The sequence below is a fragment of the Caballeronia sp. GAWG1-1 genome (assembly GCF_023631465.1).
In the GTDB taxonomy this organism is placed as follows: Bacteria; Pseudomonadota; Gammaproteobacteria; order Burkholderiales; family Burkholderiaceae; genus Caballeronia.
Genome location: NZ_JALQDB010000005.1, coordinates 19,287 through 35,234 on the forward strand (window position 1 = coordinate 19,287; position 15,948 = coordinate 35,234).

The 15,948-nt window shown below is 62.0% G+C and carries 10 protein-coding genes and 3 pseudogenes; 12 read left to right on the forward strand and 1 reads right to left on the reverse strand.

All coding sequences use genetic code 11. The features are described from left to right. The first annotated feature begins 259 nt into the window (after positions 1-259). From NCT03_RS02505 to NCT03_RS02535, 9 genes and pseudogenes are all read left to right on the forward strand, one after another. Entirely contained in the window at positions 260-922 is a 663-nt protein-coding gene (locus tag NCT03_RS02505; RefSeq protein WP_244827152.1) for a response regulator, read from the forward strand. Then, entirely contained in the window at positions 922-2,223 is a 1,302-nt protein-coding gene (locus NCT03_RS02510) for an ATP-binding protein (protein WP_250491843.1), read from the forward strand. Before NCT03_RS02505 ends, NCT03_RS02510 begins: the two co-directional genes overlap by 1 nt. A gap of 622 nt (positions 2,224-2,845) precedes the next feature. After that, a pseudogene (locus tag NCT03_RS34340) lies at positions 2,846-3,595 on the forward strand (hypothetical protein); the annotation flags it as partial. 252 nt (positions 3,596-3,847) lie between these two features. Beyond that, positions 3,848-3,932, forward strand: a pseudogene (locus NCT03_RS34345) (hypothetical protein); the annotation flags it as partial. A gap of 116 nt (positions 3,933-4,048) precedes the next feature. Beyond that, positions 4,049-4,468: pseudogene (locus NCT03_RS34350) on the forward strand (YadA family autotransporter adhesin); the annotation flags it as partial. A gap of 191 nt (positions 4,469-4,659) precedes the next feature. Beyond that, on the forward strand, positions 4,660-6,177 hold the full coding sequence (locus NCT03_RS02520) for a DegQ family serine endoprotease (RefSeq protein WP_250491845.1): 1,518 nt from the start codon (positions 4,660-4,662) through the stop codon (positions 6,175-6,177). Between the two features lie 331 nt (positions 6,178-6,508). Next, positions 6,509-6,991, forward strand: a complete 483-nt coding sequence (locus tag NCT03_RS02525; RefSeq protein WP_244827156.1) for a carboxypeptidase regulatory-like domain-containing protein — start codon at positions 6,509-6,511, stop codon at positions 6,989-6,991. 151 nt (positions 6,992-7,142) lie between these two features. Next, complete coding sequence (locus NCT03_RS02530) at positions 7,143-7,520, forward strand: DUF427 domain-containing protein (protein WP_250491846.1); 378 nt, start codon at positions 7,143-7,145, stop codon at positions 7,518-7,520. A gap of 86 nt (positions 7,521-7,606) precedes the next feature. Then, positions 7,607-8,398, forward strand: coding sequence for an SRPBCC family protein (locus NCT03_RS02535; RefSeq protein ID WP_244827158.1), 792 nt, complete (start codon positions 7,607-7,609; stop codon positions 8,396-8,398). On the opposite strand, the gene NCT03_RS02540 is transcribed toward NCT03_RS02535, so the two are convergent. Next, positions 8,345-9,061, reverse strand: coding sequence for a TetR family transcriptional regulator (locus tag NCT03_RS02540; protein WP_244827159.1), 717 nt, complete (start codon positions 9,059-9,061; stop codon positions 8,345-8,347). The two genes, NCT03_RS02535 and NCT03_RS02540, sit on opposite strands and share 54 nt — an antisense overlap. Before the next feature lie 453 nt (positions 9,062-9,514). Here NCT03_RS02540 and NCT03_RS02545 point away from each other — a divergent pair, with 453 nt between their 5' ends. The 3 genes from NCT03_RS02545 to NCT03_RS02555 are packed head-to-tail and all read left to right on the forward strand — an operon-like array spanning position 9,515 to position 15,566. Then, positions 9,515-10,834 carry an efflux RND transporter periplasmic adaptor subunit gene (locus NCT03_RS02545; RefSeq protein ID WP_244827160.1) on the forward strand — a complete coding sequence of 440 codons (1,320 nt, stop codon included), beginning with the start codon at positions 9,515-9,517 and terminating at the stop codon, positions 10,832-10,834. An 18-nt stretch (positions 10,835-10,852) separates the two neighbouring features. Beyond that, positions 10,853-14,041 (forward strand): efflux RND transporter permease subunit, encoded by a 3,189-nt coding sequence (locus NCT03_RS02550; RefSeq protein ID WP_250491847.1) that lies wholly within the window; start codon positions 10,853-10,855, stop codon positions 14,039-14,041. Position 14,042: 1 nt separating this feature from the next. Beyond that, positions 14,043-15,566, forward strand: a complete 1,524-nt coding sequence (locus NCT03_RS02555; protein WP_250491848.1) for an efflux transporter outer membrane subunit — start codon at positions 14,043-14,045, stop codon at positions 15,564-15,566. Positions 15,567-15,948: the final 382 nt, after the last annotated feature.

The following is a 15,948-nucleotide window of genomic DNA, read 5'->3' on the forward strand; positions in this document are numbered from 1 at the left end:
GAAGCCCACACGGGCGAAAGGCTCATTGTAGACAAGCTGGCTTGCGAAAATCGTACGAATAGGGGTTTGTGGGCTGGCCAAGGGCGGCGAGCAAGCGCGCCCCTCGTCACATCGCGTGATCAAGCGTCATAGATTCCAGCACCCTGCAAGTTCCATCACATCCACCCATTAAGCCTTGCTTAAGCCTGCCCGCGCGCGGCGAAGCTAGAATGGCTAGGACTTTCAAAGCCGGTCTCCCCAACCACGAAGACGAGATGCCATGCGAATCCTGCTAGTCGAAGATGACCGGATGATCGCCGAAGGTGTGCGCAAGGCGCTGCGCGCGGACGGCTTCGCGGTCGACTGGGTGCAGGACGGCGAGGCCGCGCTGACGGCCGTCGGCGGCGAGCCCTACGACCTGATGCTGCTAGACCTCGGCTTGCCCAAGCGCGATGGCATCGACGTCCTCAGGACGCTGCGCGCACGTGCGAACGCATTGCCGGTGCTGATCGTGACGGCGCGCGACGCCATCGCCGATCGCGTGAAAGGACTCGATGCCGGCGCCGACGATTACCTCGTCAAGCCCTTCGATCTCGACGAACTCGGCGCACGCATGCGGGCGCTCATCCGTCGTCACGCGGGACGCGGCGAATCGCTCGTGCGTCATGGTCAACTCACGCTCGACCCGGTCGGTCATCAGGTGACGCTCGCGGGCGCGCCCGTCGCGCTCTCGGCGCGCGAATTCGCGTTGCTCGAAGCGTTGATGGCGCGTCCGGGCGCCGTGCTCTCGAAGAGTCAGCTCGAAGAGAAAATCTACGGCTGGGGTGAGGAAATCGGCAGCAATACGGTCGAGGTCTACATCCACTCGCTGCGCAAGAAGCTCGGCGCGGACCTCATTCGCAACGTGCGCGGCTTGGGTTACATGGTCGCGAAGGACGCCTGATGCGGTCCATCCGCCGGCAATTGCTCATCTGGCTGCTCGCGCTCGTGATTGTCGGCGTGGGCTTTGCCGGATGGCTCATCTACCGGCAGGCGCTCGCCGAAGCCAACGAACTCTTCGATTATCAATTGCAGCAGATCGCGGCGGCGCTGCCTTCGGAGCCGTTTTCGTCGGTGCTCACGTCGCGCAGCGAAAGCGACGAGGGCGTCGTCATCCAGATCTGGAATCGCAACGGCGTGCTGATGTACTACTCGCATCCGCGCGTGCCGCTCGCGCCGCACGCCGAACTCGGCTTCTCGACGGAAATGACGGCGCGCGGCGAGTGGCGCGTGTATAGCGCGATCGTCGGCGACAACGTCGTGCAACTCGCGCAGCCGCTTTCGATACGCAACCGCGTCGCGGCGGGCGTCGCGTGGCGCACGTTGTGGCCGCTGGTCCTGTTGCTGCCGCTGCTCGGGCTTGCGATCTGGGTGATCGTCGGACGCGGGCTTGCGCCCTTGCAGCGTGTGACGAGCGCGCTCGATACACGGCATCCCGAAGCACTCGATCCGCTTCCCAATCAACGCTTGCCGCAGGAAGTGCAGCCGGTCGTGCGGGCGCTGAACGCGCTGCTGGTGCGTTTGTCGACGGCGCTCGATACGCAAAAAGCCTTCGTCGCCGATGCCGCGCACGAGTTGCGCACGCCGCTTGCCGCCGTGCAGATTCAGGCGCAACTCGTGGCGCGCGCGCAGGACGATGCATCGCGGCGCGAGGCGTTGCTCGATTTGCACGAAGGCATCGCGCGCGCCACGCGGCTCGCGGAGCAGTTGCTTGCGCTCGCGCGCTCGGAGCCGGACGGCAAGGGCGTGGCGACGAAAGTCGATCTGGCCGCGCTGCTCGAAACGTGCGTGCGCGGTTACGTGCTCGTGGCGCAGGAGCGCGGCGTGGACCTCGGCATCGAGGCAAGCGAGCCCGCCACCGTGACGGGCGACGCGGATTCATTGCGCGTGATGTTCAACAATCTCATCGATAACGCGACGAAATACACGCCGCGCGGCGGCCGCGTGGATGTCTGCTTAAAAATAAAAGATGGACATCCAGTAGTCGAAATCGCGGATTCCGGGCCGGGCATTCCAGAGGACGAACGAGAAAGAGTATTCGACCGGTTTTATCGCGTGGGCGAAAGCGTGAACCGTTCTCGTGCTGACGTCGCCGGAAGCGGACTTGGCTTGGCAATTGTTCGACGTATCGCCGCGCAGCATGGTTTGATCGTCGGACTCGACAGATCACAAATGGGCGGACTGAAGGCGTCAATTCGATTCTGATTTGGTTGTTTTCCTTGATTGGACGGCGTTTCTTTGATTTACGCACGCCAAATCTTATTCTCGTAAGTTTCTTGTCAAGAACCTGCGACTAAGTTATCCACAATCAAATGGGTTTCTCGCTCTGGCCCATCGTACGTTATAAGCCGCTTTGCCGCTGTCAAAGCGCTGCATTCCGAAGCTGCTACAAATATTGTCTTGACGGCTTTCGGATCGCTCTTATCGTGCAATTTCGCCTCGGCGGTTATCTTAACGTTTCTCTGTTTCCAACCACATCGTTCGCATATTAACCAGGTCTGTAAAAAGACAATTTCCTTTATCTCGTATCTAACGATTCGAAACAGAAGTAAATTAGATTTATTATTCTCTTATCACGTAATTGGTGCGCACCTGTGCACTCGGTTCAAATAACTTTTACGGCTTACATCTAATCAACCGCGAAAGGTTATTCATTTTTTTGGGTTTAGCTATTATGAACAAGTCACATCGTATTGTCCGGAATGCCGCAGCAAAAAACTTCGTTCCCGCGTCAGAACGCGTTGTTGGCTCAAAGAAGCGCGGAAAGACAGCAAAAGCCTCAGCTGCGGCCGCTGCGTTCGGTGTTGCGTTTGTCGGGGCAGGCGCCATGAACAATGTTCATGCCGCAGAGGTGTGTTCCACCGACGTAAGTGGTACTTCCAGTATTGCCCAGGGCGGAGTCCTAAACTACTGTGGTTCCAATCTGTACAAGCCCGCTGGCAGTAACGACCTCGCCGAGCTTGAGGCCGGTTCGACGGTAGTCTATGCCGACGGTACGAATGGTTTGGTTGGATTCCGCGCGACGAGTACCGGCCAAGTCGTCAACATCAACAGTGCTGGGCAAATTAAGAATGTCGGTGCAGGTACGGCAGCCAAAGACGCCGTGAACGTGACACAGTTAAACGGTGTGACAGCGGCGCTCGGCGGCGGGTCAACAGTGGACGCGAGCGGGAACGTCGTTGCGCCGAGTTACGCGCTGACGAACGCAAACTCGATCAATGGCACGTCTGGCGCCGCTACCGACGTCGGCACGGCTTTCGGTACGGTCGATGCAGCGTTGGGCAAGCTCAACTCGAACGTGACGCAAAACACAGCCGACATCGCGAACCTCAACACCGGACTCACAAACGGCACACTCGGCTTGGTTCAGCAAGACCCGACGACACGCACTATCACCGTGGCAAAGTCCACGGACGGTACCGTTGTCGATATGACGGGCTCGCAGGGCGCTCGCACGGTCACGGGCGTTGCTCCTGGCGCCATTTCCACATCGAGTCTAGATGCAATCAACGGCTCGCAGCTCTACGCTACGAACCAGAACGTGGCACAAAACACGTCCAACATTGCGCAAAACACGTCCGACATTGCGGCGCTGAACACGAACGTCGCTCAGAACACGTCGGATATTGCTTCGCTGAACACGAACGTCGCTCAGAACACCTCGGATATCGCGAAGAACACCACCGATATCAACAATATCAACACGCAACTGGCAAGCGGCGGCCTTGGCCTCGTCAAGCAAGACGCAACGACGCAAAACATCACCGTTGCGAAGGACACGGGCGGCACGGTCGTCGACATGACGGGCACCGATGGCACGCGTACGGTGACCGGCGTATCCGCTGGCGCCTTGAGCGCCGACAGTACCGACGCAGTCAACGGCTCGCAGCTTTATCAAACGAACCAGAACGTTTCGAGTCTGGCGCAGCAATTGAGCAACGTCGAAGGCGCTGCTTCAACGGTCGCTTCGCAAAAGACCGACACCCCCGCTGTTGCGTCCGGCACCGACTCGACCGCTCTCGGAAATGGCTCGAAGGCTACGGGTAACAACTCCGTCGCGCTGGGTAGCGGTTCTGTCGCGGACGAAGACAACACCGTCTCGATCGGCTCGAAGGGCAACGAACGTCGCCTGACGAACGTCGCGCCGGGCATCAACGGTACCGACGGTGTCAACATGAACCAGTTGAACGCAGTTCAAAGCAACGTCGATACGGTAGCTCGTCAGGCATTTTCCGGCGTCGCCGCCGCGATGGCCATGCCGAACCTGACGCCGAGTCAGCCGGGCAAGACCGTGGTCGCAGCCGGTGTCGCGAACTACAAGGGCTACACGGCCATGGGCATTGGCGGCACCTACCGTTCGCGTGACAGCCGCTGGCTCGTCAACGCTGCAGCCTCGATCACGCCGCACGGCGACGCAGGCGTGCGCGGTCAAGTCGGCTACGAGTTCTAAGCGCGCGGTTCGCGAGCGAGACCAAACCAGAAGCACGAAGCATCGATAAGGCAGTAAGCAGGGCGGCTATCCGAAAGGGTAGCCGCCTTTTTTGCATTTTTACGCACCTTAAGAAAGCTTTAAGCGACACCCCGTAATCTTCGTTCATCCAATGGCGCCTTCTCAAGCGCAACCCGTCAGGAGCACACACGATGAAAGCGAAGATTCTCACACGCAGCGCCGTCGCAGCAGCGGTCGCCGTTGCCTTGTCGGCGGGCTACCTGGCCGGCCATAACAACGTGCCCGCGCCGCAGGTCATCGCGCCCGCGCAAGCCGCGCTGATGCCTGCCGAAGCCGCGGCGAAGACCGGCGTTCCCGATTTCTCCGGCCTCGTCGAAACCTATGGTCCGGCCGTGGTGAATATCAGCGCGAAGCATGTCGTGAAGCAAACATCCGCCCGACGCGGCAACGCGAATCAAGTGCCGATGGACCCCGACGATCCGTTCTATCAGTTCTTCAAGCGCTTTTATGGCGGCGTGCCCGGCATGGGCGGCGGCGATGGCGCGGGTCCCGGCGCGGACCGTCCGAGCGAAGGGCTGGGTTCGGGTTTCATCGTCAGCAATGACGGCTACATTCTCACCAACGCGCACGTGGTCGATGGCGCGAATGTCGTCACCGTCAAGCTCACGGACAAGCGCGAATATCGGGCGAAGGTGGTTGGCGCGGACAAGCAATCGGACGTCGCGGTGCTGAAGATCGACGCGAAAGATTTGCCCACGGTGAAAATAGGCGATCCCAACGGCAGCAAGGTCGGGCAGTGGGTGGTTGCCATCGGTTCGCCGTATGGCTTCGACAACACGGTGACCTCCGGCATCATCAGCGCGAAGTCGCGCGCGCTGCCCAACGAGAATTACACGCCGTTCATCCAGACCGATGTGCCGGTGAATCCGGGCAATTCGGGCGGGCCGCTCTTCAATCTGCAAGGCGAAGTGATCGGCATCAACTCGATGATCTATTCGCAGACGGGCGGTTTCCAGGGGCTTTCGTTCGCCATCCCGATCAACGAGGCGATCAAGGTAAAGGACGCGCTCATCAAAACGGGTCACGTCGATCGCGGCCGGCTCGGCGTAACGGTGCAAGGGCTGAATCAGACGCTCGCCAATTCGTTCGGCATGAAGTCGCCGCAAGGTGCGCTCGTGAGTTCGGTCGAGCCGGGCGGACCGGCCGCGAAGGCTGGCTTGCAACCCGGCGACGTGATTCTTTCGCTGAACGGCACGCAGGTGACGGATTCGACCTCGTTGCCGTCGCAAGTCGCGGGTCTTTCGCCGGGCACATCGGCGAAGGTGCAGGTGTGGCGCGACAAGAGCGCGAAGGATCTGACCGTGACGATCGGCGCGCTGAAGGACGCCAAGACCGCAAGCGCTGACGTGAAGGGCGACGACGATGGCGGCGCCGCCGCACAGGACGCGCGCCTCGGCGTCGCGGTGCGCCCGCTCACGCCGGAAGAGAAGCAGGAAAGCTCGGTGTCGCGCGGTTTGCTCGTGCAGCAATCGAACGGCGCGGCGGCGAATGCGGGTATCCAGGCAGGCGACGTGATTCTCGCGGTCAACGGCCAGCCCGTCACGACGGCGCAGCAGTTGAAGACGATGATCTCGCACGCGGGCGACAGCATCGCGCTGCTGATCCAGCGGGACAATGCGCAGATTTTCGTGCCGGTCGATCTTGGCTGATGGTGTACGTCGATGCGCGTCGTGCGGTTCGGAGTGGCGCGTTCGCGTCGCTCCGAAACGCGCTTGCGCATGCGGCATGAATGGCGCGTAGCGTCGCTGAGTCGTCCGGCGTGCGTTTCCGAACTCGCAATGGATAGCACGTTCTGCAATGGCTTTCGGATCACTCCATCAAGCGCGCCCCACCGCACGATCAACAACACCCCGCCCGAACGCGCAGGCACAGAGCATGCTCTACACCCCACTCGGTGCCCCATCGCGTGGAAAAGACGCATCGGGCGTGGCGTCGTCGGCGTGTTCGCATGCCGCGGCATCGAATAAAGGAGCCAACATAATGATGAGCAAGACCACGGGAAAACTGGCGACCGCGCTGCTGGTGACGGCGCTTTCGGCTGGAATGGCAGGCGGCGCATGGGCGCAGGCATCGAGCGCCGGCACGAGCGATACGTCGAGTGCGGGCAACGAAAACGGCGGCGGACTGCCGCAAATCGAACAGCAAGGCGATGTGTCCTACACGTCGGGCGGCGTCGGCCTCGACGAATCGCACGCCTTGCAGCGCGAACAAGCGCATTGGCCGCTATCGCTGCGCTTTACGGGTCCGACCGCGGATTACTTGTCGGGCGTGCACGTGCGGATCGTCGGCGGCAAAGGCGGCGAAGTGCTGAGCACCGATTCCATGGGACCTTACATGCTTGTCAAGCTGCCGGCGGGCAGCTACACGGTCTACGCCAAGTACAAGGATCAGGAGAAGAAGCAGTCGGTCAATGTCTCCGGACCGGGCAAGGCAAAGGCGGCGTTTCACTGGAGCATCCAGTAACGATAATTCCCGCCGGTCCGGGCGAAATCCCGTCCACCCGGCGACCAGAGTTTGTCTCATAATGAAGCCACGGGCAGCACGCTCGTGGCTTTTTTTGGTGACGAGGCGTCCAACGCGCCTCGCAAATTCGGCAGAGGCCGGAGGGCCCACGATGAGCACGGATCTGAACGACGGGCATGAAGCGGCGCATCGGATCGAGATCGCGCCGAACGGACGGCGCTGCCGCGTGATTCACCAGGGCGTCACTTACGCCGACACGCACGAAGCCGTGACGCTTTCCGAAACGGGCGCCGACGACGTGCACTATTTCCCGCGCGCCGACGTCAACATGGCGCGCCTGCAACGCTCCATCCATACATCGGACTGTCCGTTCAAGGGGCAGGCCACGCACTACCATCTGATGACCGAGGAAGGCCCGGTCGAAAACGCCGCCTGGAGTTACGAGGCGCCGCTCGAAAGCGCGCGGCAGATCGGCGGATACCTCGCGTTTTATCCATCGCGCGTCGATCGTATCGACGTGACTTCCTAGGCAGGGCGTCGAATAAAAAGCGCCGAACTCGAGGCGCGCGAGCCGAAACGCAATAGCCAGAACGCGGTCCTTGCCCGGAGAAGCGGATGGAAGTCACCGAAGCGTTGCGCGTTCCGCTCGATCCGGCGCATGTGAAGGCGGCGTTGAGCGATCTCACGCTGTTGCGCGCGAGTCTCGATAATTGCGAGTCCTTTACGCTCACGCCAAGCGGCGAATACGTGTTGACGCTCGTCATGCCGATCGGCGCCTTGCGCGCGCGTTACGAAATTCGCGCGCACATTGCTCGTCGCAGGCGTCTGGCGCAGGCCGACGAAAGCCAAGAAATCGACGACGACACCAGCACGCTCAGTTTCAAGGCACGCGGCGAAGGCGTGGGTTCGTTGCGCGGTCAGATAGCCGTCGCGGTGAACGCGGAGGACGGTGGCGCGGACACGTGGATCGAATATACGGTCTGGGCGACGGTTTCGGGGCCGCTCGCCGCATTGCCGCCACGGCAGATCGAAAACGCGCTGCACGAAGCAGCCGACGACTTTTTCGCCGAATTCTGCGAAGTCGTGCGGGCGAAATACGGTTTGCCATCGGCGCGTGCGGAACAGGAAGCCGTGCCGCGCCGGCATCTCTTCTTGCGACCGGGTTCGATGTCGGCGGCGTTCTCGCGTCGCGGCGGCGCGACCGCTCGCGCGATGGGCGGAACCTCCGTCGATGGCGCCGCGACCAATGTGCTGCGTCATCGTCTGGCCGCGCATGGCCTCGTGCGCCGTAGTCGCGATGGCGCGGGCGCACCGCGCGTGTTCGGTCTGCCCGCCTGGGCGTGGCTCGCGATGCTAGTTTGCGTCGGACTCTTTGTGTTCTTCGCAGAGTACGTTGGCCTGCAATGAGGCGGGCATCGAACGCTCGGGGTATCCGGCGTTCTTGAGCAAGGCCGGACTGCACCGCAAGGCGTCGAAGCAGGCATCGATGACGGCTTCGGAGTCGTGTTCCGGATCGACGCTTCCAGGCAGCATCAGCGAATCGTGCAGGATGCCGGTGAAAAGCCCGTGCAACAGCGTGGTGGCACGTCGCGTGTCGAGCGCCGCCGGCAGTTGCTTCTTTTCGATGGCATTACGCAGCGCACGCTCGATACGCTCCATGCCGTCGCGCATGTTGTTCTGATGGCGCTCGCGCACCGGTCCCATTTCCTCGACGAATTCGCACTTCAAAAACAGAATGTCGAAGACGCGGCGGCGCTGTTCATCGGCCGTGATGCTGCGCATGCACCAGATGAAGATTTCGCGGATGCGCGCAAGCGGGTCGGGCTCCTTGCCGTCAAGCGTCGCTTCCACGAGTTCGTCGAGCGGAAGAAGACTTCGGTCGAACATGGCGTTGAAAAGGTCGCCCTTGTTGGCGAAATGCCAGTAAATCGCGCCGCGCGTGACGCCCGCGGCGTGCGCGATATCCGCGAGCGTCGTTCGCGACACGCCTTTTTCGTAAAAGACGCGCTCCGCCGCGTCGAGGATGCGGTTGCGTGTCTCCTGTGCTTCTTCCTTGGTTCGTCTGACCATATTCTGCGGCCGTTGGCCGTCTGCTCCTGCCTTGCTGTTCGACCGGGCGAAGGCCGGTTGTCGAAGGTTCGTCGAACGTAATCGATTCCGTCGAGGCGATTTCGCTACGCCTTGCCGACGGATCGCTGTCTCAGTTTTTTACATTCATTCGTGAATGTATATACAATACCACCCGTCGACCGATAGCCCAAGCTGGAGAGGGCGAGTACTATCCGACCAAGCTTTCATTTCGATTGCCCGTTCTGGCCGTCCTCTTTGCCATCGGCGGCGCTTGCACAGCGCCGCGCACGGGCAGGAATACAGGCAAGCGAGCCGGCCACTGGCCGGTCGTTGCGCTCACTGGTCTCACTGCTTGGTTATTGGTCAGCGTCTTGCGACGCTTGTGCGCGGCATCGCCCGGGGAAGGCCGTCGCGCACCCAACTTCACTCTCAGTCTTAGACAGAGGTCGCTCCATGCGCGTCGAACGGGTTCCATTCCGCTTAATCACCGCCGCGACGGCTGCCGTTTTCCTGGCTGCCTGCGGACAAAAACAGTCAGCACCTCCGCCGCAAACGCCCGAAGTGGGCATCGTCACCGTGCAGCCGACCAGCGTGCCGGTCATCGCCGAATTGCCGGGCCGCACGAACGCGTTCCTGGTCGCGCAAGTGCGCGCGCGGGTGGATGGAATCGTCCTGCGCCGTGAGTTCGTCGAAGGCGCGGAAGTCAAGCAAGGTCAGCGTCTGTACAAGATCGACCCGGCGCCGTATATCGCCGCACTGAACAACGCCAAGGCGACGCTCGCCAAGGCGCAGGCGAATGTCGCGTCGCAGAACGCCTTGACCGGGCGCTACAAGGTGCTGGTCGCGGCCAACGCGGTGAGCAAGCAGGACTACGACAACGCCGTGGCCGCGCAAGGCCAGGCCGTCGCCGATGTCGCCGCGGGCAAGGCCGCCGTCGATACCGCGCAGATCAACCTCGGCTACACCGACGTGGTCTCGCCGATCACCGGCCGCACGGGTCTGTCGCAAGTCACGCCGGGCGCGTATGTACAGGCGAGCGCGGCGACGCTGCTCACCACCGTGCAGCAGCTCGACCCGATCTACGTCGATCTGACGCAATCGAGCGTCGACGGCCTCAAGCTGCGTCGTCAGATTCAGGACGGGCGTTTGCAGACTCAGGGCATCCACGCGGCGAAGGTGTCGCTGGTGCTGGAAGACGGCCGCGTCTATCCGGAGCAGGGCAAGCTGCAGTTTTCCGATGTGAGCGTCGACCAAAGCACGGGTTCGGTCACCGTGCGCGCGATCTTCGACAACAAGGATCGCGTGCTGCTGCCGGGCATGTTCGTGCGGGCGCGTATCGAGGAAGGCACGAACGACAAGGCGCTCGTCGTGCCGCAAATCGGCATCACGCATGACCAGAAGGGCCAGCCGACCGCGCTCGTCGTCAACAAGGACGACAAGGTCGAACTGCGTCAACTCGTCACCGGTGGCACGTTCGGCAACAACTGGGTGGTCGACAGTGGCCTGAATCCGGGCGACCGCGTGATCGTGAACGGCGTGGAAAAGGCGAAGCCCGGTATGCAAGTGAAGCCGGTCGCGGCGCAACTGCCCGCACAGCCGGCCTCGGGCGCGGCGGCCGGTCAGGCGCCGGCGGCATCCGGCGCGGGCGCGACACCCGACAACGCCAACAGCGCGAGCGGCGCCACGGGCCCGAGCGCAGCCGCGCCGGGCGCAGCTTCGGGCAACGCATCCGGCGCGCAAGCGGCGCCGGCATCTGCCGCATCGGGCGCGTAATAACAGGGAGCCTGTTTCATGGCAAAGTTTTTTATCGATCGCCCGATTTTTGCGTGGGTGATCGCGATTATCTTGATGCTGGCGGGCATGGCGTCGATCTTCACGCTGCCTATTGCGCAGTATCCGACGATCGCGCCGCCTGCCATCCAGATCAGCGCGACGTATCCGGGCGCATCCGCGAGCACGGTCGAAAACACGGTGACGCAGGTGATCGAGCAGCAGATGAGCGGCCTCGATCACTTGTTGTATCTGTCCTCGACCAGTGACGACTCGGGTACGGCCACCATCACGCTGACGTTCGCGGCGGGCACGAATCCGGACATCGCGCAGGTGCAGGTGCAGAACAAGCTGCAGCTCGCGACGCCATTGCTGCCGCAGGTCGTGCAGCAGCTCGGTACGAAGGTCACGAAGTCGAGCAGCAGCTTCTTGCTGGTGCTTGCGTTCGTGTCGCAGGACGGAAGCATGAACAAGTACGACCTCGCGAATTACGTGGCGTCGAAAATTCAGGACCCGCTTTCGCGTATCGATGGTGTGGGTACGGTCACGCTGTTCGGCTCGCAGTACGCCATGCGTATCTGGCTCGATGCGACCAAGCTCACCAACTACAGTCTGACGCCGGTCGACGTGCAGACCGCCATCACCGCGCAGAACGTGCAGGTGGCGGCGGGCTCGCTCGGCGGCACGCCGGCGGTTCCGGGGCAGATGCTGCAGGCGACCATCACGCAAGCGACGCTTCTGCAAACACCCGAGCAGTTCGGCAACATTCTGCTGAAGGTGAATCAGGATGGCTCGCAGGTGCGCCTGAAGGACGTGGCGCGTATCGATCTGGGTGGCGAAAACTATAACTTCGACACCAAGTACAACGGTGCGCCGACGGCCGGTTTCGGTATCCAGCTCGCAACGGGCGCGAACGCGCTCAACACCGCGAAGCTCGTGCGCCAGAAGGTCGACGAACTGTCGAAGTACTTCCCGAACGGGCTGGTCGTGAAGTATCCGTACGACACCACGCCGTTCGTGCGGCTTTCTATCGAGGAAGTGGTCAAGACCCTGATCGAAGGTATCGTGCTGGTGTTCCTCGTGATGTATCTGTTCCTGCAGAACTTGCGGGCAACGCTCATCCCGACGATCGCCGTGCCGGTCGTGTTGCTCGGCACGTTCGCGATCATGTCGGCGGTCGGGTTCTCCATCAACGTGCTGTCGATGTTCGGCCTCGTGCTTGCCATCGGCTTGTTGGTGGACGATGCCATCGTGGTGGTGGAAAACGTCGAGCGGGTGATGTCCGAGGAGCACTTGTCTCCACGGGACGCAACCCGCAAGGCGATGGACCAGATCACGGGCGCGCTGGTGGGCGTGGCGCTCGTGCTGTCGGCGGTGTTCGTGCCGGTGGCGTTTTCGGGCGGTTCGGTCGGCGCCATTTACCGGCAGTTCTCGCTCACCATCGTGGCGGCCATGGTGCTGTCCGTGATGGTCGCGCTGGTGCTCACGCCCGCGCTGTGCGCGACCATTCTGAAGCCGCATCCGGAAGGGCATCAGCCCGAGAAGAAGGGTTTCTTCGGCTGGTTCAACCGCAACTTCAACAAGAGCCAGGACAAGTACCACAAGGGCGTGCAGCACGTGATCCGGCGCTCGGGGCGCTGGCTCATCATCTATCTGGTCGTGATCGTGGCAGTGGGCATGCTGTTCCTGCGCCTGCCGAAGTCGTTCCTTCCCGATGAAGACCAGGGCACGATGTTCGTGCTCGTGCAGGCGCCGTCCGGCTCGACGCAGGAATACACGGCCGGTGTGCTCGCCGACGTGCAGAACTACCTGCTGAACGACGAGAAGGCGATCGTCGAATCCGTCTTCACGGTGAACGGCTTTTCGTTCGCGGGTCGCGGCCAGAACTCCGGTCTCGTGTTCGTGCGGATGAAGGACTACGCGCAGCGTCAGGCGAGCAACGACAAGGTGCAGGCGCTGGTCGGCCGGATGTTCATGCACTTCGCGCCCTACAAGAACGCGATGATCTTCCCGGTCAATCCACCGTCGATTCCGGAACTCGGCACCGCGTCGGGCTTCGACTTCGAGCTGGAGGATCGCGCCGGCGTGGGGCACGCGAAGCTGATGGAAGCGCGCAACATGCTGCTCGGCATGGCGTCGAAAGACCCGGTGCTCGCGCAGGTGCGTCCGAACGGCCTGAACGACACGCCGCAGTTCAAGGTGAACATCGACCGCGAGAAGGCGAATGCGCTCGGCGTCTCCATCTCCGATATCGACCAGACTTTCTCGATCGCGTGGGCGTCGCAGTACGTGAACAACTTCCTCGACGTGGATAACCGGATCAAGAAGGTGTACGTGCAGTCCGAGCCGCGCTTCCGTATGTCGCCGGAAGACATCGGCAAGTGGTATGTGCGTAACACCTCGGGCACGATGGTGCCGTTCTCGGCCTTTGCGACCACCGACTGGATCTACGGTTCGCCGAAGCTCGAGCGCTACAACGGTATCTCGGCGGTGGAAATCCAGGGTGCGGCCGCGCCTGGCAAATCGACCGGTCAGGCCATGACGGCCATCGAAGCCATCGCGGCAAAGTTGCCGGCGGGTATTGGCTACGAATGGACGGGGCTGTCGTATCAGGAACGTCAGTCGGGTTCGCAGGCGCCTATTCTGTACGGCATCTCGATTCTCGTCGTGTTCCTGTGTCTCGCGGCGCTGTACGAAAGCTGGTCGATTCCGTTCTCGGTCATCATGGTCGTGCCGCTCGGCGTGCTCGGCGCGCTGCTCGCGGCGACGCTGCGCGGTCTGGAAAACGACGTGTTCTTCCAGGTCGGCCTGTTGACTACGGTGGGTTTGTCCGCGAAAAACGCCATTCTGATCGTCGAGTTTGCGCGTGAATTGCGCATGCAGGGCATGTCGACGGTGGAAGCCGCGATGGAAGCGGCGCGTCTGCGGCTGCGTCCGATTCTGATGACGTCGCTCGCGTTCATTCTCGGCGTGATGCCGCTTGCCATCAGTAACGGCGCGGGTTCGGCGAGCCAGCACGCAATCGGCACCGGCGTGATCGGCGGGATGCTGACCGCGACCTTCCTTGCGATCTTCATGATCCCGATGTTCTTCGTCGTGATCAGCAAGTTCAGCAAGAGAAAGGACATGCCGGCACCGGGTTCGTCCGGCGGCGATATCGAAGGTCCGCATGGCGGCGCGCCCGCGGGCTCTGGCAAGGAAGGACATTGAAATGCTAAAACTTTCGTTGATCGCAGCCGCCGTGGCTTTCGTGGCCACGGGCTGCACCTTCGAGCCGAAGTACGACCGGCCGGCCGCGCCCGTCACGCAGACGTTCCCGGAAGGCGGCGTGTACGCCACGCAGCCGACTGCCGAACGCGCGGCAGACAAGAGCCGCAGCGCGAGCGGGCAGACCGCGCCGGATATCGGCTGGCGCGATTTCTTCGCCGATGCGCGTCTGCAGCGTATTGTCGAACTCGCGCTCAAGAACAATCGCGATCTGCGCGTGTCGATGCTCAACGTCGATGCGGCGCGCGCGCAGTATCAGATCACGCGCGCGGGCCTTTTCCCGACGCTCGATGCGGTTGGCTCGCAAAGCAAGCAGCGCACGCCGCGCAACCTGTCGTTCTTCGATCAGACCATCTCGAACACGTATTCGGTGGGCGTGAATGCGTCGTGGGAAATCGACTTCTTCGGACGGATTCGCAGCCTGAAGGATCAGGCGCTCGCGCAGTATTTCTCGCTCGCGGAAACGCGCAAGGCGGCGGAAATCTCGCTGGTGTCTTCGGTGGCGGACCAGTATCTGACCATGCTCGCCTACGACGATCTGCTCACCGTCACGCAGAACACGCTGAAGACGGCGCAGGAGTCGTATCGCATCACCAAGCTGCAGTTCGACAACGGTACGGGTTCGGAACTCGATCTGCGTCAGGCCGAGGGCGTGGTGCAACAGGCGCAGGCGAATCTGCAGTCGCAGGCGCGTCTGCGTGCGCAAGCGGAAAACGGTCTCGTGCTTCTCGTGGGCGAACCGTTGCCGGACGATCTGCCGGGCGGCATGCCGCTGGATGCGCAGGACTTGCTCGCCGACATTCCGGCGGGTCTGCCTTCCGACCTCCTCACGCGCCGTCCCGATATCGCGGCGGCCGAGCAGAGCTTGCTTGCGGCCAATGCGAACATCGGCGCGGCGCGGGCCGCGTTCTTTCCGCGCATTTCGTTGACGGGCAGTTTCGGTACGCTCTCGCCCACGCTTGGCGGATTGTTCAAGCCGGGTTCGGCGGCGTGGTCGTTCGCACCGCAGATCAGCGTGCCAATCTTCGAGGGCGGCACGAACGTCGCCAATCTGGATCTGGCGAACGTGCAGAAGCGCATCGAGATTGCCAACTACGAGAAGGCCATTCAGACGGCGTTCCGCGAAGTGGCCGACGGTCTCGCCGCGCGCGGCACGTACGACGAGCAGATTCGCTCCCTGCAACGCTTCGTGAGTTCGCAGAGCCGGCGGCTGGAGTTGTCGGACCTGCGCTATCGCAATGGCGTGGACAGCTATCTCGCTGTTCTGACCGCGCAGACCTCGTTGTATGACGCGCAGCAGACGCTCATCAGCGCGCGTTTGAACCGCCTGACCAACCTCGTCGATCTGTATCAGTATCTCGGCGGCGGATGGATCGAGCATTCCGGCGATGCCCCGCGTCCGGCCGATACTCCCACGGATTTCGGCTCGGCTACTCCGCCGAAGGCGGCATCCGATGCGGCGAGTTGAGGTTCGCAAGTTGCGCTCGGTAGTCACTTTCGCAAGCTGTCCGTGATGGTTGATAGTGGGATGATGCAGTGAAGAGCCCGACCTCGTGTCGGGTTTTTTTTCGTCCATGGTCCACGTCGCGGCGTGACACTGAATGTACCGGGAAAACGCGTCGCGCGATGACAGGTCGTGCCAAATTTCAGCAAATTATTACCTTTGTTTAGCGTTACTGAGCGACGCGCTAACTATAATCGGCATCCTCCAACGTGCCTGCGTGCTGAAGGCATGTCAGCTTTCCTGTGCAACTGCGTGCGTATCGGCATTAATCGACGCGCAAATCAGTTGCGATTGCTGTGAATCAGCTGCAATCGACGAAGCGCTTCCTGGTCACAGGCTTCATGCA

Bases quoted from the DNA above. Each gene is read 5' to 3' on its own strand.
- NCT03_RS02555 (WP_250491848.1), top strand. From the start codon at position 14,043: ATGCTAAAACTTTCGTTGATCGCAGCCGCCGTGGCTTTCGTGGCCACG.
- NCT03_RS02540 (WP_244827159.1), bottom strand. From the start codon at position 9,061: ATGGTCAGACGAACCAAGGAAGAAGCACAGGAGACACGCAACCGCATC.
- NCT03_RS02505 (WP_244827152.1), top strand. From the start codon at position 260: ATGCGAATCCTGCTAGTCGAAGATGACCGGATGATCGCCGAAGGTGTG.
- NCT03_RS02530 (WP_250491846.1), top strand. From the start codon at position 7,143: ATGAGCACGGATCTGAACGACGGGCATGAAGCGGCGCATCGGATCGAG.
- NCT03_RS02545 (WP_244827160.1), top strand. From the start codon at position 9,515: ATGCGCGTCGAACGGGTTCCATTCCGCTTAATCACCGCCGCGACGGCT.
- NCT03_RS02550 (WP_250491847.1), top strand. From the start codon at position 10,853: ATGGCAAAGTTTTTTATCGATCGCCCGATTTTTGCGTGGGTGATCGCG.
- NCT03_RS02510 (WP_250491843.1), top strand. From the start codon at position 922: ATGCGGTCCATCCGCCGGCAATTGCTCATCTGGCTGCTCGCGCTCGTG.
- NCT03_RS02520 (WP_250491845.1), top strand. From the start codon at position 4,660: ATGAAAGCGAAGATTCTCACACGCAGCGCCGTCGCAGCAGCGGTCGCC.
- NCT03_RS02535 (WP_244827158.1), top strand. From the start codon at position 7,607: ATGGAAGTCACCGAAGCGTTGCGCGTTCCGCTCGATCCGGCGCATGTG.
- NCT03_RS02525 (WP_244827156.1), top strand. From the start codon at position 6,509: ATGATGAGCAAGACCACGGGAAAACTGGCGACCGCGCTGCTGGTGACG.